Raw genomic sequence first — 22,641 nt, 5'->3', positions numbered from 1 at the left:
GAATTTGTTTTATGTATAATACAGCAACTTTAGGGTAAAGTCACAAGAAATTTATTTTTTATGGAAAACATATTTTAAACCTAAACCAAATATTTCTTTTAGTTGAATTTTACTTGAAGCGTTGTCATCAATTAAGGTATGAAAAAGCACATCAACAGTCATATATTTGTTTACATCTATAGAAAATTTTGCTTGATAATCTAAATCAACATTTTGAGCTCTTTGTAAATAATTAGAATACATAGCAATAATGTTTTGCATGGTAATGTTCTCCATTACTTCAAACTTTAAGTAAGCTGTTAAACTAAAACCCAAAGCAAATTTTACATTTTCACCAGCTTCAACTCCATATTTCCCAGAAAATTCATCGTTTACAAAAGTAAACCTAGAAGTTGCGGGGGCAATATTTATAGTAATATCATCAGTTCTTTTCCATAACATTCCTGGCCCAAAAGATAAATATGCAGGCGAAAAGAAATCCGAAATCGGTGCTCTTGGCGTTTTTTTATAATCAAAACCTCTAGTATACTGAGTTTTAAAATTTAAGAAAAATGAAAAAAACCAATATTTATTAGATTTTAAACCTAATAAAGAGTTGTATTCAAAACGGTCACTAGTTTTACGAACACCAGCATCTTGAATATTACTAAGCCCATAAACGGTAATAATTCTATTATCCCAGTTCCATTTTTTGTTTTTATAATTAAAATCATAATTAATACCAATGTTTGCTGCGATGGTGTTATCACCACCAGCTTTCCAGTTGGTAAAAGTAGATTGATTAAACAAAAACGTAAACAATCCTGTTACTTTCCATTTTGGAGGCGCAGGAGCAATACTATCTTTATTTTCTTGCGAAAAACTAAGCGTAGAGATTAATAAAAGACAACCGAAAAGATACTTTTTCATCAGTTCTTAATTAATTTGAATCTGCAAAAGTAACACGAATTAAATAACAAAAAAAATTATTTTGAGGCTTTGTATAGCGGAACAGTTGAACAGGCTTCGCCAAACATAATTGTTTTTGCAATTGGTTGAAGCTTTTGTATTAATAGTGTATATGCAGAAGCTGGTATTGGTTTATTTGAGCAACCTTTAATAATTATAGATTTGTCTTTAAAAGGTTCTGTATTTATTAGATTAATTATTTCTTCAAATAGTACTGTTTCTACAATTTCTAAAGTACCAACTACTACTTTTTTTGCAAATGGCGATAATTTGGTTGCAATTAATAAATACGCCCAAGAAGGAATAATGGCATCAGTAGAACAAGTTAATGCAACATAATTATCTTTGTATTGATGCCAATGATGCTCTTTTACAAAAGCTCTAAAGTCTTTCTCTTTCAAAATAATTTCTTCAAAGAGCCAATCTTTAATGTCAAAAACCACTCGATTTCCTGAAGGATAAAAATCCTCAAGATCTAATGTAACTAATTTGCTATTTGCAACTCTATTGATTATTTCTTCTGCCATTTTTTATTTTATGTATAAAGGGTTTAGAGGCAAAGTGTTAAAGGTTTACTTGCTTATTGTCAACTCTAAACTGATAACCTATAACTGTTCACTGAAAACTAAATTAAAGCATTCCTAACTCTAATTTTGCTTCTTCGCTCATCATTTCTTGTGTCCATGTTGGATCAAAAGTAATTTCTACTTCTGCGTTGTTAATCTCTTTTAAAGAAGCTACTTTATCTTCTACTTCTTTTGGTAAAGATTCTGCAACCGGACAATTTGGAGATGTTAATGTCATTAATATTTTAGCATCATTGTCTTCGTTAACAAAAACATCATAAATCAATCCTAATTCGTAAATATCAACAGGAATTTCTGGATCGTAAATAGTTTTTATAACTCGTACAATTTTATCTCCAATTTCTTCTAATTCTACGTCGTTCATGTTTTTTTAATTTATAAAATAGTAGTTTTCTTTATTTTCCTTGTAACGCAATTGCGTACATTTTTATTTGTTTTATCATAGAAACCAAACCGTTTGCTCTGGTTGGACTCAAATGTTCTTTTAACCCAATTTCATCAATAAATTTAGTGTCAGCGGCTAAGATATCTTCAGATTTTTGATTAGAAAAAACACGCAATAACAAAGCTACAATCCCTTTGGTAAGAATGGCGTCACTATCTGCAGTAAAAACTAGTTTTTCGTTTTGTATTTCAGAATGTAACCAAACTTTAGATTGACAACCTTTTATTAAATTTTCGTCAAGTTTGTAAGCTGCATCTATTAATGGTAACGACTTTCCTAAATCAATAATATATTCATAACGTTCCATCCAATCATCAAACATCGAAAACTCGTCAATAATTTCTTCTTGTATTTCTTTGATAGTCATTTTTTAAACTTATTTTTGCACAGTCTAATAACTGATTATGTAATTGGACAAAATTACGATAAAAATGACATTTATTCCTATTTAGTTTAAATATAAATAAGGATAAATATTAAAGTTAAATATAGAATTTAGAGATGAGTAAATTATTAGCAGTTGGTACAGTTGCATTTGATGCTATTGAAACACCATTCGGAAAAACAGATAAAATTTTAGGTGGTTCAGGTACTTTTGTTGGATTGGCTGCAAGTCAATTTGGAGTAGAAACAGGCGTTGTTTCTGTAGTTGGAGGAGATTTTCCACAATCGTATTTAGATATGATGAATTCTAAAGGAATAAATACCGATGGAGTTGAGATTATAAAAGAAGGAAAGACATTTTTTTGGAGCGGAAAATATCACAACGATATGAATTCTCGCGATACGTTAATTACAGAGTTAAATGTTTTAGAACATTTTTCTCCTGTTGTACCAGAAAATTTTAAAGATGCAGAAATTGTAATGTTAGGAAATTTACATCCTTTAACACAAGCATCAGTTTTAGATCAAATGATAGTAAAACCAAAATTAGTTGTGTTAGATACAATGAATTTTTGGATGGATATTGCTTTAAATGATTTACACGAAGTAATTAAAAGAATTGATGTAATTACAATTAATGATGAAGAAGCACGTCAGTTAAGTGGAGAATATTCTTTGGTAAATGCAGCAAAGAAAATCCATGAAATGGGACCAAAATATGTTGTGATTAAAAAAGGAGAACACGGCGCATTATTATTTAATGAAGGCAATATGTTCTTTGCACCAGCTTTGCCATTGGCAGAAGTTTTTGATCCAACAGGAGCTGGAGATACATTTGCTGGAGGTTTTTGTGGATTCTTAGCAAAAACAGAAGACATTTCTTTTGAAAACATGAAAAATGCTATTATTTACGGCTCTAATTTGGCTTCGTTCTGTGTAGAAAAATTTGGCACACAACGAATGGAAGAGCTTACAAAAGAGGAAGTAACAGAACGCTTAGAAGCGTTTAAGCAATTAACACAATTTGATATTGAAATATCATAAATATTAAATCCGCGCTTTTTGCTGCGGATTTTTTTATAACAAAACACACACTAAACAACTAAAAAACAAATGAGTGACGCGTTAAAACACGAATGTGGAATTGCAATGGTTAGATTACTAAAACCATTACAATATTATAAAGATAAATACGGAACGGCTTTTTACGGAATTAATAAAATGTATTTGTTAATGGAAAAGCAGCACAATCGCGGTCAAGACGGAGCTGGTTTTGCAAGTGTAAAATTTAATGTTAATCCAGGAACAAGATATATCAGTAGAGTTCGTTCAAATCAATCGCAACCAATTCAAGATATTTTTGCACAAATTAACAATCGTTTAAATACTGTTTTAGAAGAAAATCCTGATAAAAAAAATGATGTTGCTTGGCAAGAAGAAAACATGCCGTATGTTGGTAACTTGTTTTTAGGACATGTGCGTTACGGAACTTTTGGTAAAAATAGTATCGAAAGTGTACATCCGTTTTTGCGTCAAAGTAACTGGAAACATCAAAATTTAATAGTTGCAGGGAATTTTAACATGACGAATTCCAATCAATTATTAGAAGAATTAATAGAATTAGGACAGCATCCAAAAGAATTTACAGATACAGTAACTGTAATGGAAAAAATTGGTCACTTTTTAGAGCAAGAAGTTGCTAGTTTGTATTTAAAAGCAAAAGAAAAAGGATATACTAAGAAAGATGCCTCTCCTTTTATAGAAGAACATTTAGATTTGCAAAACGTATTACAACGTTCCTCTAAGAATTGGGATGGCGGTTACGCAATGGCAGGTTTATTAGGCCATGGAGATGCATTTGTTTTAAGGGATCCATCAGGAATTAGACCAACTTATTTTTACCAAGACGATGAAGTTGTAGTTGTTGCATCAGAAAGACCAGTAATACAAACTGTTTTTAATGTTGATATTGATAAAGTTCAAGAATTAGAAAGAGGACATGCATTAATTATTAAGAAAGATGGAAATATTGGTATAAAATCAATCTTAGAACAAAAACCAAAAAAATCGTGTTCTTTTGAGCGTATTTATTTCTCTAGAGGAAGTGATGCGTCTATTTATGAAGAGCGTAAAAATTTAGGAAAATTAGTATTTCCTCAAATATTAAAATCGATTGATAACGATATTACAAACTCCGTTTTTTCTTATATTCCAAATACAGCAGAAACTTCTTTTTACGGAATGATAGAAGCTGCGGAAGATATTTTAAATAAACAAAAAACAACAAAAATTTTAGCCGGAGGCACAAAGTTATCCGCAGAAAAAGTTACAGAAATATTATCAGAAAGACCACGTTTTGAGAAAATTGCTATAAAAGATGCAAAATTAAGAACCTTTATTGCAGATGATAATAGTAGAGACGATTTAGTTGCACACGTTTATGATGTAACTTATGGCGTTGTAAAACCTACAGATAATTTGGTAATTATTGATGATAGTATTGTTAGAGGAACAACTTTAAAGAAAAGTATTATCAAGATTTTAGATAGATTAAATCCTAAAAAAATTGTAGTTGTTTCTTCTGCACCGCAAATTCGATATCCAGATTGTTATGGAATTGACATGGCAAAAATTGAAAATTTTATTGCTTTTAGAGCAGCTTTAGAATTGTTAAAAGACACAAATCAATATTATATTGTTGATGAAGTGTACAAAAAAGCAATTGCACAAAGAGCAAAAGAAGACACAGAAATTATCAATTTTGTAAAAGAAATTTATGCACCTTTTACTACAGAGCAAGTTTCTGATAAAGTTGCACAAATGTTAAAAACGTTTGAAATTAAGGCAGAAGTAGAAGTTATATTTCAATCTGTAGAAGGTTTACATAAGGCCTGTCCAGATCATTTAGGAGATTGGTATTTTACCGGAGATTATCCAACGCCTGGCGGACATCGAGTTGTAAACGAGGCTTTTATTAACTTTTACGAAGGAAACGATAAAAGAGCGTATTAATAAAGTTTGATATAAAAACATAAAAAAAGCATCCAAAATGGATGCTTTTTTGTTTTTTAGAAATACGGCAAATGACGTATTTATAATAGCGTTGAATCACGCTATTTTTGTTTAAACAATCTTTTTAAAAATTTAAAATGAAAAACTCTAAAAACAGAATATTATTAGCAATTATGTTGGTTGCATTTTTGCCAGCAAATGCTCAATCTTTTTTAAAGAAAAAAGAAGCAAAAGTATATAAATGTGGATATGTTTATAAACCAAGTTTTCTTAATAAACTTAAGCCAATGAAAATAATTTCGAAGCTTGCTGGTGGTCTTCTAAAAGCAAAACCAAAATCTGATTTAAAAGATATTGCTTTAGGAATTAATTACGCTTCGAGTTTAATTCCACAAAGTCAATTAGATTTTGCAACTAAAACTCCTGGTTGGGAAACTTGTGGAGATGGAGTTTCACTTGTGTTTTTTAATTATGAAGGTATTGGTTTTACAGATACAGATGGCGATGTAAAGCTTAATGGTACAAAGTTAGAAAAAGCTGGAATGGGAACATATTTTCAAGGTTTTCCTGCGGATAAAAGAGGAACACAAACTGTAGAAGTAACAAGTTCTTCTGGAGATAAAGTAACTGTTGTTTTAGAACCAATAGCACCTTTAGAGATTGTTTCTGTTAATGGAGTAAAAAAAGGAGGAGATATTATTATAGACGGAACAAAAGATGTTGTAATTGAATTAAAAGGAGGAGATGCAGATCCAGATTCTGAATTATATGTAGATATTGTTATTAGTGCAATGAGCTTAAAAGTAAATTCAAATTTGTTTCCATCAAAAGCAACAAATACAATTGTTATTCCGAAAGAATCTTTTAAAAATTTCGAAAATTCGCCATTACCAATTGTAAAGAAAAACACTTTATCAGTTACAAGAGTTAAGCACGAAATGATTTACAATACAGATGTTGGCGTTATTCAAAAAACAGCTGCATTTTCTGATTTTACACCAATATTAGTAGAAGGAGATATTGTTGGAGGAAATGTTATTTCAAACTCTCTTAGTAAAGATAAAAATACAAATGCAGCAGGTAAGTTTAGAACTGTAGAAGGCGAGTATAATGTTAATATTATTAAGGGAAATCCATACACGCATCCTCCGGTTGATATAATGAAGAATGTTGGTATTTCATCATTTGTTGTAAGAGGAAATTTATTTAAGAAAAAAACAACCGAGTCAACAAAAACAGATTATAATGCGAATACAATAACCACCACCACAACTACTATTAAAAAATGGTTTCCACAGTTAACAGACGATACTTGGCAAGCTTTTGTAAATAATTTATATGACGAGTTTAAAAATAAGTTAAATGAGGTAGGAGTTAATGTAGTTTCTGTAAATGATGTAATAAACACAAAAGCTTATGCAGACATGAAACCAGTTTTAGATACAGTTACAAGTACGTTTATTGAAAAAGGGGCATACGGAACTAAAAGATTGATAAGAACTGGCACTTTCGACTATATTAGAGATATTAAAACAACTTTTCCTGCAGATTATACAAATGAAAAAATTATTCAACAATTAAATTTAGACGGACTTATAGCAGTTACTGTAGATTTAGATTTTGATATAGAAACTGCAGGATTAAATCCTGTAGTTAAAATTGTTGCATTTTCTCCAAATGTTAATTATAGAATGGCTGGTCAATATTTTCAAATGGATTTTTCTACAAAAGCAAAACCATTAGATGAAGCTGGTAAATATAATGCTTTAGGTGGTGGTCCAGAAGATGCAGTTTATAAAATAATTAAAGGAGATGAGCTTTTTAATGCCTTTAAATTAGCAATACAAGAACTTAAAAACGGAGAAAAAGCAAATCCTGCATATCATAGAATTTGGAAAGAAAGAATGGAGTAAGAAACCATAGAAAAACTTTAAAAAGCGTCCTAATTTTAGGATGCTTTTTAATTTTTATAAATTAAAACCTAAATTGATTAATAGAAAATAATCAATTATATTTGGATAACTAAAACAATAATTAATATGTCAACAACAATTATCATCATCGCAATAATAGTAATTGTACTATTTATACTTGTGTCTTTATACAATAAACTTGTAAAATTCCGTAATAATAGAGAAAATGCTTTTGCAGATATTGATGTTCAATTAAAGCAACGTCACGATTTAATTCCGCAGTTATTAGAAACTGTAAAAGGATATATGAATCATGAAGAAAAAGTATTAACCAACATTACAGCTGCAAGGTCTGGAGCTTTAAACGCATCAACAATAAATGAAAAAATAGCCGCAGAAAATCAACTTAGTTCTGCGTTAAGTGGTTTAAATATTGCAGTTGAAGCATATCCAGATTTAAAAGCAAGTGCTAATTTTATACAATTTCAAGAAGAAATTTCTGATATAGAAAATAAATTATCTGCTGTTAGAAGATTCTTTAATTCAGCTACAAAAGAGTACAATAATGCTGTTGAAACATTTCCTTCAAATATTATTGCAGGTATGTTTAACTTTAAAAAAGAAACCATGTTTGATTTAGGAACAGCAAATAGAGAAAAATTAGACGAAGCTCCAAAGATTAGTTTTTAATACATGAAATATGTAGGATTACAATCTCAAATAAGCAAGAATAACGTTAAATCTGTTGTATTGCTCATCGCCTTTCCAATATTGTTGTTGGGGCTAGTTTGGCTTTTCTTTTTTTTAATAAATTATTATTTAATTGATGATAAATCAACATTTAGCATTTCTGATGTTCATCAAGGTTTTATATCAACAGTTCCTTTTGTAACTATTGCAGTTTTAGTGTGGTTTTTAATTGCTTGGTTTTCACATTCATCTATTATAAGAAAAGCTACAGGATCAAAACCATTAGAGCGCATCCATAACAAACGTGTATATAATTTAACGGAAAACCTTTGTATTTCTAGAGGAATGAAAATGCCTAAGTTGTACATTATAGAAGATGATTCTCTTAATGCTTTTGCAAGTGGTTTAAGTGATGCTACTTTTGCCGTAACGCTTTCTAGAGGTATTATTGATAAATTAGATGATGATGAATTAGAAGGTGTAATTGCGCACGAATTAACGCATATCCTTAATAGAGATGTTCGTTTATTAATTATTTCAATTATTTTTGTCGGAATTTTCTCTTTTGTTGCAGAAATGGCAATTCGATCTATCCGATTTGGAGGACGAGGGAACAAAAAAGAAAGCGGTGCTATTATTCTTATTATTATAGGTTTGGGTATTTTCGGGCTTCTTTTATCATCCTTTTTCAGATTTTCTTTATCAAGAAAAAGAGAATATTTGGCCGATGCCGGAGCTGCAGAAATGACAAAAAAGCCATTAGCATTGGCAAATGCATTACGAAAAATATCTAAAGATCCATGGATTGAAGCTGTAAAAAGAGATGATATAGCACAAATGTTTATAGATCATCCAACGAAGAAAAAAGAAGATAAATCGTTTTTAAGTGCATTTACAGGAATGTTTGCTACGCATCCACCAATTGATAAACGTATTCAACTATTAGAACAATTTTAATAAAAAAACCCGAAGAATTTTCTTCGGGTTTTTTTTATTATAAAACACTAAAAGCAATATGTTTTTATTTTGCTGCAGCGTAACGTCTTTCAACTTCGTTCCAGTTAATTACATTAAAAAATGCATTGATATAATCTGGTCTTCTGTTTTGGTAGTTTAAATAATATGCGTGTTCCCAAACATCTAATCCTAAAATTGGAGTTCCTCCGCAACCAGTATTTGGCATTAAAGAATTATCTTGATTTGGGGTAGAGCAAACAGAAACTTTTCCGCCTTTATGAACACATAACCAAGCCCAACCAGAGCCAAACTGAGTTGCAGCAGCTTTAGAAAAAGCTTCAATAAAAGCATCTTTAGAACCAAATTCAGCTTCAATAGCATCTTTTAATTCTCCAGATAAATAACCTCTATCTTCAGGGTTCATTACAGACCAAAATAAAGAGTGGTTAAAATACCCACCACCATTATTTCTAACAGCTTTATTGTTCATATCTAAGTTACCTAAAATATCTTCAATAGATTTTCCTTCTAAATCAGTTCCTGCAATTGCATTGTTTAAGTTGTTTGTGTATCCGTTGTGATGTTTGCTATGGTGAATCTCCATAGTTCTAGCATCAATATGTGGTTCTAACGCATCATAAGCGTATCCTAATTCTGGTAATTGAAAAGCCATAATTATATGTTTTTAAATGATTAAAATTATTGTTTTATCAGCTTAATACTGATATTTTGCCTTCACAAACTTAACTTAAAAACCTGTGTAAAACAACTCATCTTGGTTTTGATTTTTTATAGAAGTATCAATAAAATTGATAGATTAATAATTTGCATCTTCAGGATATTTAGCCATAAATTCTTCTGCTTTTTCAACCATTTCTGTACATCCACAGAAAAACGGAACTCGTTGATGCAATTCTGTGGGTTCTAAATCTAAAATTCGTTTATAACCATCAGAAGCTTTCCCTTTTGCTTGTTCAGCTAAAAAAGCCATTGGATTACATTCGTATAACAAACGCAATTTTCCTTTCGGCCCAATTTTACTTGTTGGATATAAATAAATTCCGCCTTTTAGCATATTTCTATGAAAATCTGAAACTAAAGATCCAATATATCTAGAAGTATAAGGGCGATTTTCATTTTCTTCTTGACAATATTTTAAATATTCTTTTACCCCTTTTGGGAAGTGCACATAATTTCCTTCGTTTATAGAATAAATTTGTCCAATTTCTGGAAATGTTATGTTTGGATGCGATAAATAAAAGGTTCCTATTGCAGGGTTTAACGTAAATCCGTTTACACCTTTTCCGGTTGAAAAAACAATCATTGTAGAGGTTCCGTAAGCTACATAACCAGCAGCAACTTGTTCGCTTCCTTTTTGTAAAAAATCTTCTTTTGTGGCTGGAGTTCCAGTCGGAGAAATTCTTCTGTAAATAGAAAAAATAGTTCCAACAGAAATGTTTACATCAATATTAGAAGAACCATCTAAAGGATCCATCAAAAGCACATATTTGTTCTCATTTGTTTTATTTCTTCCCTCAACAACCACAAAATCATCTTCTTCTTCGCTTGCAATTCCGCAAACTATTTCTCTATTAATAATGGTTTGTTTAAACAAGTCGTTTGCTAAAACATCTAACTTTTGTTGTGCTTCTCCTTGTACATTAATATCTCCTGCAGCTCCAGTAATATCAACCAAACCAGCTTTTCTGATTTCATGATTTACTACTTTTGCAGCCAAACGTATCGAGTTAATAATTCTAGATAATTCTCCTGAAGAATATTTAAAATGCATTTGATTCTCGATGATAAATTCCCCGAGAGTTCTGTGAGCTTGATTCATGTCAATTATTTGTAAATGGTCTACAAATATCGTTTAAATTTGCGTTACTTAAATAAATATTATGAGTTTTATCATTAGAAAAGGGCAAAAAGAAGACATGAAAAATGTGTTGAGGTTGATAAAAGAACTTGCTGAGTTTGAAAAATTACCCAACGAAGTAGAAGTAACAGAAGTTGATTTAATTAAAGACGGATTTTCTGAATCTCCAAAATTTATGACATTTGTTGCTGAAGAGAATAATGAAATTATTGGAACAGCGTTGTTTTATGAAAGATACTCTACATGGAAAGGTCGTGTTATACATTTAGAAGATTTAATTGTTACCGAACAAAAAAGAGGACTTGGAGTTGGAATCGCTTTGTACACAGCTATTTTAAAATATGCGTATGATTTAGGAGCAAAAAGAGTTGTTTGGGATGTGTTAAATTGGAATAAAAATGCCATTGATTTTTACAAAAGTACTGGAGCAACAGTTTTAGACGATTGGCAAGTTGTACACATGAGAGAAGATGCATTAAAAAAGTTTATAGAAAAACAGTAATGAGAATTTTTAAGTTTGGTGGAGCTTCTGTTAAAAATGCAACAGGCGTTAAAAATTTAGTTCGGGTGTTAGAACACGAAGGAACTAAAAATACATTTGTTGTGGTTTCTGCAATGGGAAAAATGACAAATGCTTTTGAAAAAGTGGTTGACGCTTACTTAAATAACACCAAAGAATTAAAAAATACAATCAACGAAATTCAAGATTTTCATCAAGAAATTTTAGATGATTTATTTGAAAGCGACCATGCTATTTACCAAGAAATAAATCAATTATTTGGAAAACTACAAGGTTTTTTAATTCAGAATTCTATAAAAGAATACAATTATGTGTACGACCAAACAGTTTGTTTTGGCGAATTAATTGCTACAAAAATTGTTAGTGTCTTTTTACAAGAATCCGGAATCAAAAATACTTGGCTAGATAGTAGAAATATTATTAAAACAGATTCTAATTTTAGAAATGCAGCGGTAAATTGGGAAGAAACTCAAATGAATTGTAATAACCTAAATCAACAAGAATTATATATAATACAAGGGTTTATTAGTCAAGATTTAAAAGGAAATACTACCACTTTAGGTAGAGAAGGTTCTGATTTTACTGCAGGGATTTTAGCTTATTGTTTAGATGCAGAAAGTGTTACAATTTGGAAAGATGTTGATGGAGTTTTAAATGCAGATCCACGAGTTTTTGAAAATACAACTTTGCTAAAACAAATCTCGTATCAAGAAGCAATTGAAATGGCTTTTTATGGCGCATCTGTAATTCATCCAAAAACAATAAAACCTTTAGAAAATAAGAGAATTCCGTTGTATGTTCGCTCGTTTTATAATTTAGAAAATAATGGAACAAAAGTGAGTAAAGGGGTTCAGTTAGTACCAAAAACGAGCTGTTTTATTGTAAAGAAAAATCAAATATTGGTGTCTATTTCAGCAAAAGATTTTTCTTTTATGGTAGAAAAAAACTTGAGTTATATTTTTGATTTATTGCATCAACATAAAATAAAAGTAAACTTAATTCAAAACTCAGCAATTAGTTTTTCGGTTTGTATAGAAGATAATTATTCTAATTTTACATCGTTTTATAACGAATTGAAACCAAGTTTTAAAATATGGTATAACGAAAATGTTACCATGTTTACTATCAGACATTTCGATTCAAAATCGATAAAAGAAATAGAGAAAAGAGGGATTTTATTATTAAAACAAATTAGCAGAGAAACGGTTCAGCTAATTATTGATGAAAAAAATAGTTATGACAACTAATATTTTTACAGTAAGTTTGTGGTTATGTCAATTTTTAACGAATGAGTTTAGTAACATCTAAAGAAATTGCAAATGTTTTGGGAGTGTCCAAATATGGGTTTTTAGGAACCTTTGTTGGGTGGCTATTAATGAGGCTTTTAAGCATATCTACTATTAACAGAATTTACAGCAAACACAAGCACAAAAAAGATTTAGATTTTTTAAACGGAATTTTAGGAGATTTTCAAATTGAATTTGAAATTCCGGAAGAAGATTTAAAAAGAATTCCAAAAACAGGACCATTTATTACGATTTCAAACCATCCTTTAGGAGGAATTGACGGAATTTTATTGTTAAAATTATTACTTCAAGAAAGACCAGATTTTAAAATAATTGCCAACTTTTTATTACACAGAATAGAGCCGTTAAAGCCTTTTGTAATGCCAGTAAATCCTTTTGAAACGCACAAGGATGCAAAATCTAGTGTTGCAGGAATAAAAAGTGCTTTAGTGCATTTAAGAGATGGAAACCCGTTAGGGATTTTTCCTGCCGGAGAAGTTTCTACTTATAGAGATGGAAAATTAATGGTTGATAAACCTTGGGAAGAAGGCGCTGTTAGGTTGATAAAAAAAGCACAAGTTCCTGTAATTCCAATTTATTTTCATGCAAAAAACAGTAAAATGTTTTATGTGTTGTCTAAAATTAGCGATACGTTTAGAACAGCAAAATTACCATCAGAATTACTGTCACAGAAACACCGAGTTATTAAAGTAAGAATAGGAAAACCAATCTCTGTAAAAGATCAAGATTCTTATGAAGATATTCCTTCTTTCTATGAATTTATTAGAAAGAAAACCTACATGCTTGCCAACCCGTTTGAGAAAAAAGCGCCAAAAATTCTTTCTACTCAAAACCTAAAAATACCAAAACCACCAAAGGAAATTATTTCTCAAAAAAATGTTAGATATTTTATCAAAGAAATTGAAAAACTTAGAGAAAACGATAAAAGATTATTAGAAAGTAAAAACTATGAAGTGTTTTTTGCGAGTGCAAAAGAGATTCCAAATGTATTACAAGAAATAGGTCGTTTAAGAGAAATTACTTTTAGAGATGTTGGCGAAGGAACTAATAAATCTATCGATTTAGATAAGTTTGATAAATATTATCACCATTTAATATTGTGGGACAGAGAAGCAAATATGCTGGTTGGAGCTTATCGCATGGGACTTGGAAAAGATATTTATAAAAAATATGGAATTGCAGGTTTTTATATTCATACATTATTTCGTTTTGAACCTGAGTTGTATTCAATGATGGAAAATACCATAGAAATGGGACGGGCTTTTATTGTGAAAGAATATCAGCAAAAACCAATGCCATTATTTTTACTTTGGAAAGGAATTGTACATGTTACTTTAAGATACCCAGAATATAAATATTTAATGGGCGGCGTTAGTATTAGCAATCAATTTTCTGAGTTTTCAAAATCGTTAATGATTGAGTTTATGAAATCTCATTATTACGATCCATATATTGCTCAATATATCTTCCCTAAGAAAGATTATAAAGTAAAATTAAAAGACGATGATAAAGATTTTGTGTTTGATGCAACTAAAGCAGACATGCAGAAATTTGATAAAATTATCGACGAAATTGAACCTGGAGCATTAAGAATTCCGGTGTTAATTAAAAAGTATGTAAAACAGAATGCGCGTTTAGTAGCATTTAATGTAGACCCAAAATTCAATAACGCCGTTGATGGGCTAATGTATATTAGAGTTTCTGACTTACCAGAAAGTACAGTAAAGCCTGTTATGGAAGAATTTCAAGCAGAATTAGAGCGTAAAGCTACAGAATTTCAAGAGCAACAAAAAGCTGAAAACACTTCACATAATTAATTTTTTTTGAAAACACTAGTACTACTACGTAGTACTTTGTTTCCGTAATTACCTGATTACTAATTTAAATAGACTATTTTTAGGCAACTAAAAAAACTTAATCATGAAAAAAATTACGCTACTACTTATTATTTTATTTTGCCAATTTTCTATTTCGGCACAAGTAAATTATAAACAAAAGACAACAGAAAAAGGTGCTAATTATTATGAAATCGTAAAAAACACTAGAGCACATTTTGAAAATTTAAAACGTAAATCAGCTTTTGCGCTTAAAGACAAAAAACAAAAAAAACAGTTTGAAAGATGGGCGTATTATTGGAAAGATAGAGTTGATGTAAATGGAAATTTTCCTAGCGAAACTTTAGGCTATTTTAATGCCGGAATTATTGATGCTAAAGGAAAAATTATTGCGCCAAGAATGCAAAAAAAAGCTTCGGTAGAATCGTGGATTGATATTGGTCCACAAAATAATCCAGATCCTAATGGATATCCAAATTTCCCACAATTAGGAAGATTAAACACATTTTTAAGAATTAAACATCCTACAGATAGAAACTTAGATGTATTGTTTGTTGGATCACCAACAGGAGGTTTATGGAAATCTACTGATAACGGAACAACTTGGAGTGCAAAATTAGATATTGTTGCTGGTATTGGAATCACAGATATTAAAACTGCTTCATCAACCACATTTGCGAATTATACAAGTAAACCAATTTATGTTTCAACAGGAGATTATGATGGTGGTCAAGTAAAATCTATTGGAGTATTAAAATCAACTGATGGTGGAGATACTTTTGTTTCAACAGGATTAAGTCATGCATTATCTGAACAAAAAACCTTAGGACAATTGGTGGTTTATGATGACAATACAATTATTGTAGGAGATAGCCAATACATTAAAAAATCTAGCGATGGAGGTGCAAACTGGACCAATATTTTTGACATTGGATATAATGGAGCTGATTTTGGAAGAGTCGCTTTTACAGGAACAAACATTATGTATTCTGGAGCTTTTGAAATAATATTTTCATCCGATTCTGGGGCAACTTGGACTTCAGTTTACACAGCCGCTACAAATAATACAGATAAGCACGCTTTAACAGTTGGATCAGATGATAAATTTTATGCGCAAGATGAAAGTGGTCAGGTTAAAGTATTTGATATTGGAACCAAATCTTTTTCTAATATAGGCGTAAAACCTGGTGGATATAACTCACAATATGGCTATAATCAAGCATTACTATTTAAAGATAATTTATTAGTAACGGGAGAGTTTAATGGACAAACATCTACAAATAATGGCGCTACTTGGCATCGTTCTTTAAATGGATATTGGACAGGACAAGCAGATGATGGTACTTATATACATTCAGATCATCATGGATTGGGATTATTAGACGGTCAATATGAGTTTTGGAGTGTTAACGATGGTGGTTTAAGTTTTATAAATTACAGTTCAATAAATGACACAAAACCAACCATTACTTATAAATCTAATGGAGTTGTTGTTACTCAACTGTATGATGTTGCTATTACTCCAAATTTATCAACAGGTAATTATGTAACCGCAAATCAAGATAACGATGGTTTTAGTAAAGAGATGCACAATGGTTCTATGCAATGGATTGCAGCTTCTGCAGGAGATGGAATTAGCGCCGTTATCAATTATAACAATCCTTCAATTAGGTATTTAGGAAGCCAAAATGGTGGTTTAACAAAGGCAAGTGCTGGTTTTTCTGGAAATTATCAAGGAGATACATTTGGTACAATTACTGGAGCAGCTTTTGTTTGGCCGTTAGAAATTCATACAACAGATCCAACAATTTTATTTGCTGGTGGTGATGATGTTTATAAAATTATAGATCCAAATGCAGCGGCAGATTTAGGAACAAGCATTACAAATGCTGTAAACTTAAACTCTGGTGCTGGTCAAATTACTAAAATTTCTACGCATGGTTCGGGAATTGCTGTGGTTGGAGAAACTGCATCAAAATTATCTATAAATTCTGGAACTACTTGGACAGCTATTACAAATCCTGCTGGAGAAGCAATTAACGCTGTTGATTTTGACCAAGCCAATATGGCAACATTGTATGCTACTGTTTCTGGATATTCTGACGGTAATAAAGTGTTTAAATCTACAGATAGCGGAGCAACTTGGACAAATATTTCTACAGGCTTACCAAATATTGTGATGAAAGAAGTAGTGTTGAAACAAAATGCAGGAATCGAAATTTTATTTGTTGCTACAGAATTAGGTGTGTATTCTAAATACGGAACAGGAAATTGGAAAAAATTAGGAACTTCATTACCAAATGTAATTGTAAATGATATTGATATTAATTATACAGAAGACAAATTAGTTGCGGCAACTTTTGGTAGAGGCTTATGGCATATTAATATTGCAAACAGTACTTTAGGGATTGAAAAAACAGCATTAAATGTTTCACCTTTTTCTGCATATCCAAGTCCAGTTTTAGACGGAAAATTAAACTTTAAAGTAGAGCAAGCAAACGCAAATTTTGAATATAAAATTTATAATGTTTTAGGAGGTGTTGTTGCCCAAGGAAATAAAGATTCAAATTCTGGCACAATTAATGTTTCTAAATTACAAACAGGAATTTATATGTTAAAAGCATATAAAGACGGAATAGTTTTTCCAACGGTTAAGTTTTTAGTTTCAAATAAATAAATATGAAATTCACAAAATATATTTTTCTAATTTTTAGTATTAGCCTGTTAAGTTGTAGTCAAAAAACACTCACAATTAATTCATCAGAAAAAAGGATTAATTACCCAGGAATTGCTAGTGCTTCTCCGTTTGTGGGTTATGAAATCAGTTTTGAAAGCTTATATGATTTTAAAATTGATAAAGTTGAATTAAATGATACTAACAAAATTAAAGAGTTTTCTCTTTACAACGAAAAGACAAAAAGCTCTATTAGTAGTGCTAATTTGTTGAAAAAAGGAAAATATACTTTAAGTTTTAAAGTAAAAAACATTAAAGGAATTGATGATACCGAAAAGATTACTATTTATATTTTAAGTAATGATAAAGTGGAAAAGAAAACCGCAAATATTATTACAAAAGCGCCATTTCGTGCTCGATAATTTTTAAATAAAATAAAAAGCCAAACAATTTTGTTTGGCTTTTTTTAATGAATTTAAAAGATTAATTTAAAACCAACCTTTTTTGTTTTCTTGATACACTTGAATAAATTCTTCATCTGATTTTGTTAGGTAAATAATCCCTTCAATTAAACCAATTAATCCCATTAACCAAGCTCCAATTCCACAAGTAACAACGGATAATAACAACATAACAATTCCTTCAGTTGTATATCCTAAAACAAATTTATGTATCCCAAGAGAACCTAAAATAATTCCTAAAATTCCACTAATTACTCTTTTGCTTTCTTGTTTTTGTATTCTATTTCCGTTTTCGTCAAGTATTTCCATTGTGTATTATTTAAATTGGTTGATAATATAAAACTACAAAAAAGCAGCGTCTTTTGGTTCCCAAAGCTCAATTTTATTTCCGTCTAAATCTACAATCCAACCAAATTTTCCATAGTCATATTCTTCAACTTTATCAATAACAGTAACACCTTCTTTTTTTAATTCTTCCAATAACTCAACTAAGTTTTCAACTCTATAATTAAACATAAAGTCTTTTTTTGAAGGCTCAAAATACGTGGATTCTTTTGTAAACGGACTCCATTGTGTAGAGCATTTATTTCCGTTTTCATCTTTCCACCAAAAAGTACATCCCCAATCATCTGTATTAAAACCTAAATGATTTTTATACCAATCTTTAGTAGCTTTTGGATTTGCTGTTTTAAAAAACAATCCGCCAATTCCGGTTACTCTTTTTTTCATAATCGTGTATTTTAGTGAAACTTCAGTTTAATTTTATCTACAATAGTTTGTGCTAATTTTTGATTGCTTTCAATCGTCCAACCCGCCACATGCGGACTTAAAACCACATTTTCTGCCGCAATTAAATATTTAAAGGCTGCTGGCATTTCTGTTGTAAATAAATTCTCGAAAGATGCTTTTTCGTATTCTAACACATCTAAACCTGCGCCTAAAATTTTTCCTGTTTTTAACCCTTCAACCAAATCTTTGGTCACAACCGATTTTCCTCTCGCAGTATTTATAAGCCAAAATGGTTTTTTAAACAGATTGATAAAATTGGCATCTACCATGTTTGTTGTTAACTTAGTTTGCGGAGTATGCAAACTTAACACATCAACTTTATCTTGCAATTCTTCAAGTGAAACTTGTGTGCAATTTTCATCGCCAACATTGGGTTTGATATCATAACACAAAACTTCTACGTCAAAACCTTTCAATTTTTTTGCGAAAGATTTTCCCATATTTCCATAACCGATCAATCCAACCGTTTTTCCATCTAATTCAATTCCACGATTTTCTTCACGCAACCATTTTCCGTTTCTAACCTCGTTATCGGCTTTGTTTAGTTTGTTAAATAAAGAAAGTAACAATCCTAATGCATGTTCTCCAACAGCATTTCTATTTCCTTCTGGAGCAGAAATTAAATGGATATTTTTTTGTTCTGCATATTCGCAATCAATATTTTCTAACCCTGCGCCAACTCTACCAATAAACTTTAGGTTCGTTGCTTTGTCAAGAAATGTTTTATCAATAGAAAATCTACTTCGGATGATAATACCATCATATAAATGAATTTTCGATTCAATTTTATCTTTTGAAGACGAATAATCTTCATCATTTGTAAAACCCAACTCGTTAAGTTGGTTTAATAATAATGGATGATTAGAATCTAAGTGTAGAATTTTCATGATTAGAATATTACTATTTTAAAACGTTCTGTCATTCCTGCCTACGCAGGAATGACAATAATCCTAACTAATATTGCTCACTTTCATTAGGAAAATCTTTACTTTTAACATCCGTATTGTATTGTTTAAAAGCAGAAGTCATTTCATCATACAAATCAGAATATCTACGTAAAAAACGCGGATTAAATTCGTGTGTCATTCCTAACATATCATGTGTTACTAATACTTGACCGTCAACTCCGCCACCAGCACCAATTCCAATTACAGGAATTGAAATACTTTCGGCAATTTTTTGAGCTAATTTTGCAGGAACTTTTTCTAAAACAATTGCAAAACAACCGATGCGTTCTAATAATAAAGCATCTTCTAATAGTTTTTCTGCTTCTTCTTCTTCCTTTGCTCTTACTGTGTAAGTTCCGAATTTATAAATAGATTGAGGTGTTAAACCTAAATGGCCCATTACCGGAATTCCGGCATTTAAAATACGTTTGATAGATTCTTTTATTTCTTTTCCACCTTCAAGTTTTACTGAATGTCCGCCAGATTCTTTCATAATTCTAATCGCAGAACGCAACGCTTCTTTTGGATCTGATTGATAACTACCAAAAGGTAAATCTACAACCACCAAACTACGTTCAATTCCTCTAACTACAGAACTTGCGTGATAAATCATTTGATCTAACGTAATTGGCAATGTGGTTTCATGACCAGCCATTACATTTGATGCAGAATCGCCAACTAAAATTACGTCAATTCCTGCGCCATCAACAATTTTTGCCATGGTATAATCGTATGCAGTTAGCATTGATATTTTTTGACCATTAGCTTTCATTTCTACTAATGATTTTGTGGTAACTCTTTTATATTGTTTTTTTGCAACAGACATTTTCTATGGTTTTAGCAGTGGTAAAAATACACATTTATTTTGTTCGAGTTTTCTTTTTTGTTGTTGTTAATCTACTGTTAATCTTTTAAAAAGTATTTTTTATACCTTGGCAAATCAATAGTTTTACTAAACATAATCAGAATAAAGATGAAAAGAGGAATTACATTTTTACTTTTACTAACATTTATTTTTTCTACCAACGCCCAAAGTCAGAACGAAAAAGAAGCAGTTAGAACAACCATTCAAAACTTTTTTAAAGGATTTCATAAAGGAGACACTTTACTTTTAAAGAAAACAATTCATAAAGATTTATATGCTCAAACCACACTTGTAAATGCTAAAGGAGAAAATATCTTAAGTCCATCCTCTAAGGCGTATAAAAATTTAATAAATTTTGCTAAAAACATAAAACCAACTGATAATTATTTTGAGAAAATACTTTCCTATACAATTCATATTGATGGAAATTTAGCTTCAGTTTGGACGCCTTACGAATTTTATGTAAACGAAAAATTTAGTCATTGTGGTGCAAATTCTTTTCAACTTTTTAATAATAATGGTAATTGGAAAATCATTTATTTGATAGATACACGAAAAAAAACCGATTGTAAAATTTCTAAAAAATAACATTAATGAAAATAATAATCACATTTTTTTTATTGCTTTCTATAACTGTTTCTTCTCAAAATATTAAGATGGCATTTCCAGAAATACTTAAAGAATTTCCACAAGTTAGAGATTTTGCAATGACCACAAATCAAGATGAGATTTATTTTACAGTAGATAGTTATAAGAAAGAATATTCTTATATCGCTTTTATAAAAAAAGTGAATAATCAATGGTCACAACCAGCTGTTGCTTCTTTTTCTGGTATGTACAAAGATTTAGAACCTTTTCTTTCTCCAAACGGATTAAAATTATTTTTTGCTTCTAATCGAATCAATAATACGGCTAAAGAATCAAAAAAAGATATAGATATTTGGTATGTAGAAAGAGTTTCTTTGGCAAGTAAATGGTCAGAACCTAAAAATGTTGGCGCAATAATTAACACAAGCGCAAATGAATATTATCCTTCTGTTACTGCCAAAGGAGATTTATTTTTTACTGCTGAATATAAAAATTCGAAAGGAAAAGAAGATATTTATGTAAGTAGATTTGTTAACGGAATGTATACAAAACCAGTTTCTTTAAGTGCTGGTGTTAACACTGAAAAATACGAGTTTAATGCTTTTGTTGCTCCAGACGAATCTTTTATAATTTTTACATCTTATGGTAGAAAAGATGATTTGGGTGGCGGAGATTTATACATTAGTTATAAAGACCAAAATAATAACTGGACAACTGCAAAAAGTTTAGGGAAAGATATTAATTCTCATAAAATTGATTATTGTCCGTTTGTAGATATAAAAACCAACACATTATATTTTACAAGTGAAAAAACTACACTCAAAAAATCTTTTCCAACTCAAAAAAACATTGAAGAACTTAAACAGATTTTAAAATTTGAACCTAATGGATTAGGAAGACTTTACAGTGTTGATATTTCAACGATCTTAGAAAGAAAAAAAGATTAGAATACATACTCGTGTAAAATTGAATATCTTTGATGTTCAGAAATTAGAATGTCAGAAAACACCAAAAAACATACTTTAGATCCAAATACATGGATTGATAAATACGCAGATTATTTATTTAATTACGCGGTTGTTCGTGTAAATAATAGCGATATCGCAAAAGATTTAGTCCAAGAAACTTTTTTTGCAGGATTAAAATCAGCCAAAAATTTTGAAGGAAAAGCTGCAGAAAGAACTTGGTTAATTGCAATTTTAAAACGTAAAGTAATAGATTATTATCGTAAAATAAATTCTAAAAAAGGAAAAGCCGAAGTTAGAATGAATTTTTACGAAGACAGTGATAATGAAGGAAGATGGATTGAAGAACGAGTTCCACAAACTTGGGGTAATGATGCTGATAAAATGATAGAATCAGCAGAATTAAAATCTGCAATAGATCAATGTATCGATAAGTTACCAGAAAAATACGCGCTGGTTTTTAGAATGAAAACAATTCAAGAATTTGAAACAGAAGAAATCTGTAAGGAGTTAAATATAACTGCGTCAAATCTGTGGGTTATCATTCACAGAGCAAGAACTCAGCTTAGAAAATGTATGGAAGATAATTGGTTTAACAGTTAATAATAGCATGGCAAAATTTATTATATCTTGTGATGAAGCAACAACCATCTGTGACAAAAGTCAATATGGAGAAGCAACACTTTTCGAAAAAATTAAACTAAATTTTCATTTTCTATTATGTAAAATATGCGGATTGTATACAAAGCAAAATGCTAAAATGACCAAAGTTTACAAAATGAAAGCAACCGATTGTAAAAAAGAACAACGTTGTTTATCTGCACAAGAAAAAGAGCATTTAAAAAAGAAACTCCAAGAATTAGAAGCATAAAAAG

24 protein-coding genes are annotated in these 22,641 nt (G+C 30.3%); 14 read left to right on the top strand and 10 right to left on the bottom strand.

Annotation, left to right across the window (positions count from 1 at the left end; all coding sequences use genetic code 11):
- Positions 1-51: 51 nt before the first annotated feature.
- The 4 genes from ABDX67_RS01045 to ABDX67_RS01030 all read right to left on the bottom strand — a co-directional run bounded on the left by ABDX67_RS01045 (position 52) and on the right by ABDX67_RS01030 (position 2,347).
- Positions 52-909 (bottom strand): DUF3078 domain-containing protein, encoded by an 858-nt coding sequence (locus ABDX67_RS01045; RefSeq protein ID WP_347172866.1) that lies wholly within the window; start codon positions 907-909, stop codon positions 52-54.
- 56 nt (positions 910-965) lie between these two features.
- Positions 966-1,475 (bottom strand): DUF2480 family protein, encoded by a 510-nt coding sequence (locus ABDX67_RS01040; protein WP_347172864.1) that lies wholly within the window; start codon positions 1,473-1,475, stop codon positions 966-968.
- Between the two features lie 103 nt (positions 1,476-1,578).
- Entirely contained in the window at positions 1,579-1,899 is a 321-nt protein-coding gene (locus ABDX67_RS01035) for a DUF59 domain-containing protein (RefSeq protein WP_347172862.1), read from the bottom strand.
- A gap of 31 nt (positions 1,900-1,930) precedes the next feature.
- The gene (locus tag ABDX67_RS01030) at positions 1,931-2,347 is read right to left on the bottom strand and encodes a SufE family protein (RefSeq protein ID WP_347172861.1); all 417 of its coding nucleotides are present in this window, start codon (positions 2,345-2,347) and stop codon (positions 1,931-1,933) included.
- A gap of 134 nt (positions 2,348-2,481) precedes the next feature.
- Here ABDX67_RS01030 and ABDX67_RS01025 point away from each other — a divergent pair, with 134 nt between their 5' ends.
- The 5 genes from ABDX67_RS01025 to ABDX67_RS01005 all read left to right on the top strand — a co-directional run bounded on the left by ABDX67_RS01025 (position 2,482) and on the right by ABDX67_RS01005 (position 8,936).
- Positions 2,482-3,408, top strand: a complete 927-nt coding sequence (locus ABDX67_RS01025; protein WP_347172860.1) for a PfkB family carbohydrate kinase — start codon at positions 2,482-2,484, stop codon at positions 3,406-3,408.
- 69 nt (positions 3,409-3,477) lie between these two features.
- The gene (locus ABDX67_RS01020; RefSeq protein WP_347172859.1) at positions 3,478-5,376 is read left to right on the top strand and encodes an amidophosphoribosyltransferase; all 1,899 of its coding nucleotides are present in this window, start codon (positions 3,478-3,480) and stop codon (positions 5,374-5,376) included.
- A 137-nt stretch (positions 5,377-5,513) separates the two neighbouring features.
- Entirely contained in the window at positions 5,514-7,289 is a 1,776-nt protein-coding gene (locus ABDX67_RS01015; protein WP_347172858.1) for a hypothetical protein, read from the top strand.
- A gap of 126 nt (positions 7,290-7,415) precedes the next feature.
- On the top strand, positions 7,416-7,979 hold the full coding sequence (locus ABDX67_RS01010) for a LemA family protein (RefSeq protein WP_347172857.1): 564 nt from the start codon (positions 7,416-7,418) through the stop codon (positions 7,977-7,979).
- A 3-nt stretch (positions 7,980-7,982) separates the two neighbouring features.
- A complete protein-coding gene (locus ABDX67_RS01005; protein ID WP_347172855.1) occupies positions 7,983-8,936 on the top strand; it encodes a M48 family metallopeptidase in 954 nt (317 codons plus the stop codon).
- Between the two features lie 64 nt (positions 8,937-9,000).
- Here the strand turns inward: ABDX67_RS01005 and ABDX67_RS01000 are convergent, their stop codons facing one another.
- Together ABDX67_RS01000 and fbp are read right to left on the bottom strand one after the other, a co-directional pair.
- Entirely contained in the window at positions 9,001-9,609 is a 609-nt protein-coding gene (locus ABDX67_RS01000; RefSeq protein WP_347172853.1) for a superoxide dismutase, read from the bottom strand.
- Between the two features lie 144 nt (positions 9,610-9,753).
- Positions 9,754-10,776, bottom strand: a complete 1,023-nt coding sequence (fbp, locus tag ABDX67_RS00995; RefSeq protein ID WP_347172852.1) for a class 1 fructose-bisphosphatase — start codon at positions 10,774-10,776, stop codon at positions 9,754-9,756.
- A 61-nt stretch (positions 10,777-10,837) separates the two neighbouring features.
- Between fbp and ABDX67_RS00990 the strand changes: the two genes are divergently transcribed.
- The 5 genes from ABDX67_RS00990 (at position 10,838) to ABDX67_RS00970 (ending at position 17,573) form a co-directional block, all read left to right on the top strand.
- Positions 10,838-11,317 carry a GNAT family N-acetyltransferase gene (locus ABDX67_RS00990; protein ID WP_347172851.1) on the top strand — a complete coding sequence of 160 codons (480 nt, stop codon included), beginning with the start codon at positions 10,838-10,840 and terminating at the stop codon, positions 11,315-11,317.
- On the top strand, positions 11,317-12,582 hold the full coding sequence (locus ABDX67_RS00985) for an aspartate kinase (RefSeq protein WP_347172850.1): 1,266 nt from the start codon (positions 11,317-11,319) through the stop codon (positions 12,580-12,582). The genes ABDX67_RS00990 and ABDX67_RS00985 overlap by 1 nt, the downstream gene beginning before the upstream one ends.
- A 41-nt stretch (positions 12,583-12,623) precedes the next feature.
- Positions 12,624-14,459 (top strand): GNAT family N-acyltransferase, encoded by a 1,836-nt coding sequence (locus tag ABDX67_RS00980; protein WP_347172849.1) that lies wholly within the window; start codon positions 12,624-12,626, stop codon positions 14,457-14,459.
- 103 nt (positions 14,460-14,562) lie between these two features.
- Complete coding sequence (locus ABDX67_RS00975; protein ID WP_347172848.1) at positions 14,563-17,154, top strand: T9SS type A sorting domain-containing protein; 2,592 nt, start codon at positions 14,563-14,565, stop codon at positions 17,152-17,154.
- A 2-nt stretch (positions 17,155-17,156) separates the two neighbouring features.
- Positions 17,157-17,573 carry a hypothetical protein gene (locus ABDX67_RS00970; RefSeq protein WP_347172847.1) on the top strand — a complete coding sequence of 139 codons (417 nt, stop codon included), beginning with the start codon at positions 17,157-17,159 and terminating at the stop codon, positions 17,571-17,573.
- A 66-nt stretch (positions 17,574-17,639) separates the two neighbouring features.
- Here ABDX67_RS00970 and ABDX67_RS00965 read toward each other — a convergent pair whose 3' ends face one another.
- The 4 genes from ABDX67_RS00965 to panB form a co-directional block, all read right to left on the bottom strand.
- A complete protein-coding gene (locus ABDX67_RS00965; RefSeq protein ID WP_347172846.1) occupies positions 17,640-17,921 on the bottom strand; it encodes a TM2 domain-containing protein in 282 nt (93 codons plus the stop codon).
- 33 nt (positions 17,922-17,954) lie between these two features.
- Positions 17,955-18,341: a VOC family protein gene (locus ABDX67_RS00960; RefSeq protein ID WP_347172845.1), complete on the bottom strand. Its 387-nt coding sequence runs from the start codon at positions 18,339-18,341 to the stop codon at positions 17,955-17,957.
- Positions 18,342-18,352: 11 nt separating this feature from the next.
- Positions 18,353-19,288, bottom strand: a complete 936-nt coding sequence (locus tag ABDX67_RS00955; protein WP_347172844.1) for a 2-hydroxyacid dehydrogenase — start codon at positions 19,286-19,288, stop codon at positions 18,353-18,355.
- Between the two features lie 67 nt (positions 19,289-19,355).
- Positions 19,356-20,174, bottom strand: coding sequence for a 3-methyl-2-oxobutanoate hydroxymethyltransferase (gene panB, locus ABDX67_RS00950; protein WP_347172842.1), 819 nt, complete (start codon positions 20,172-20,174; stop codon positions 19,356-19,358).
- A 147-nt stretch (positions 20,175-20,321) separates the two neighbouring features.
- Between panB and ABDX67_RS00945 the strand changes: the two genes are divergently transcribed.
- From ABDX67_RS00945 to ABDX67_RS00930, 4 genes are read left to right on the top strand one after another with little or no spacing between them, the layout of a single operon-like run.
- The gene (locus ABDX67_RS00945) at positions 20,322-20,801 is read left to right on the top strand and encodes a nuclear transport factor 2 family protein (protein ID WP_347172840.1); all 480 of its coding nucleotides are present in this window, start codon (positions 20,322-20,324) and stop codon (positions 20,799-20,801) included.
- 5 nt (positions 20,802-20,806) lie between these two features.
- The gene (locus ABDX67_RS00940; RefSeq protein ID WP_347172839.1) at positions 20,807-21,748 is read left to right on the top strand and encodes a TolB family protein; all 942 of its coding nucleotides are present in this window, start codon (positions 20,807-20,809) and stop codon (positions 21,746-21,748) included.
- 48 nt (positions 21,749-21,796) lie between these two features.
- Entirely contained in the window at positions 21,797-22,369 is a 573-nt protein-coding gene (locus tag ABDX67_RS00935; RefSeq protein WP_347172837.1) for a sigma-70 family RNA polymerase sigma factor, read from the top strand.
- 7 nt (positions 22,370-22,376) lie between these two features.
- Positions 22,377-22,637 carry a hypothetical protein gene (locus ABDX67_RS00930; protein ID WP_347172835.1) on the top strand — a complete coding sequence of 87 codons (261 nt, stop codon included), beginning with the start codon at positions 22,377-22,379 and terminating at the stop codon, positions 22,635-22,637.
- The last annotated feature ends 4 nt before the right edge of the window (positions 22,638-22,641 follow it).

The sequence above is a fragment of the Polaribacter uvawellassae genome (assembly GCF_039748955.1).
Classification (GTDB): Bacteria; Bacteroidota; Bacteroidia; order Flavobacteriales; family Flavobacteriaceae; genus Polaribacter; species Polaribacter uvawellassae.
Note: the sequence above shows the minus strand (reverse complement) of the source record. Positions and strands in the feature narration are given on the sequence as shown.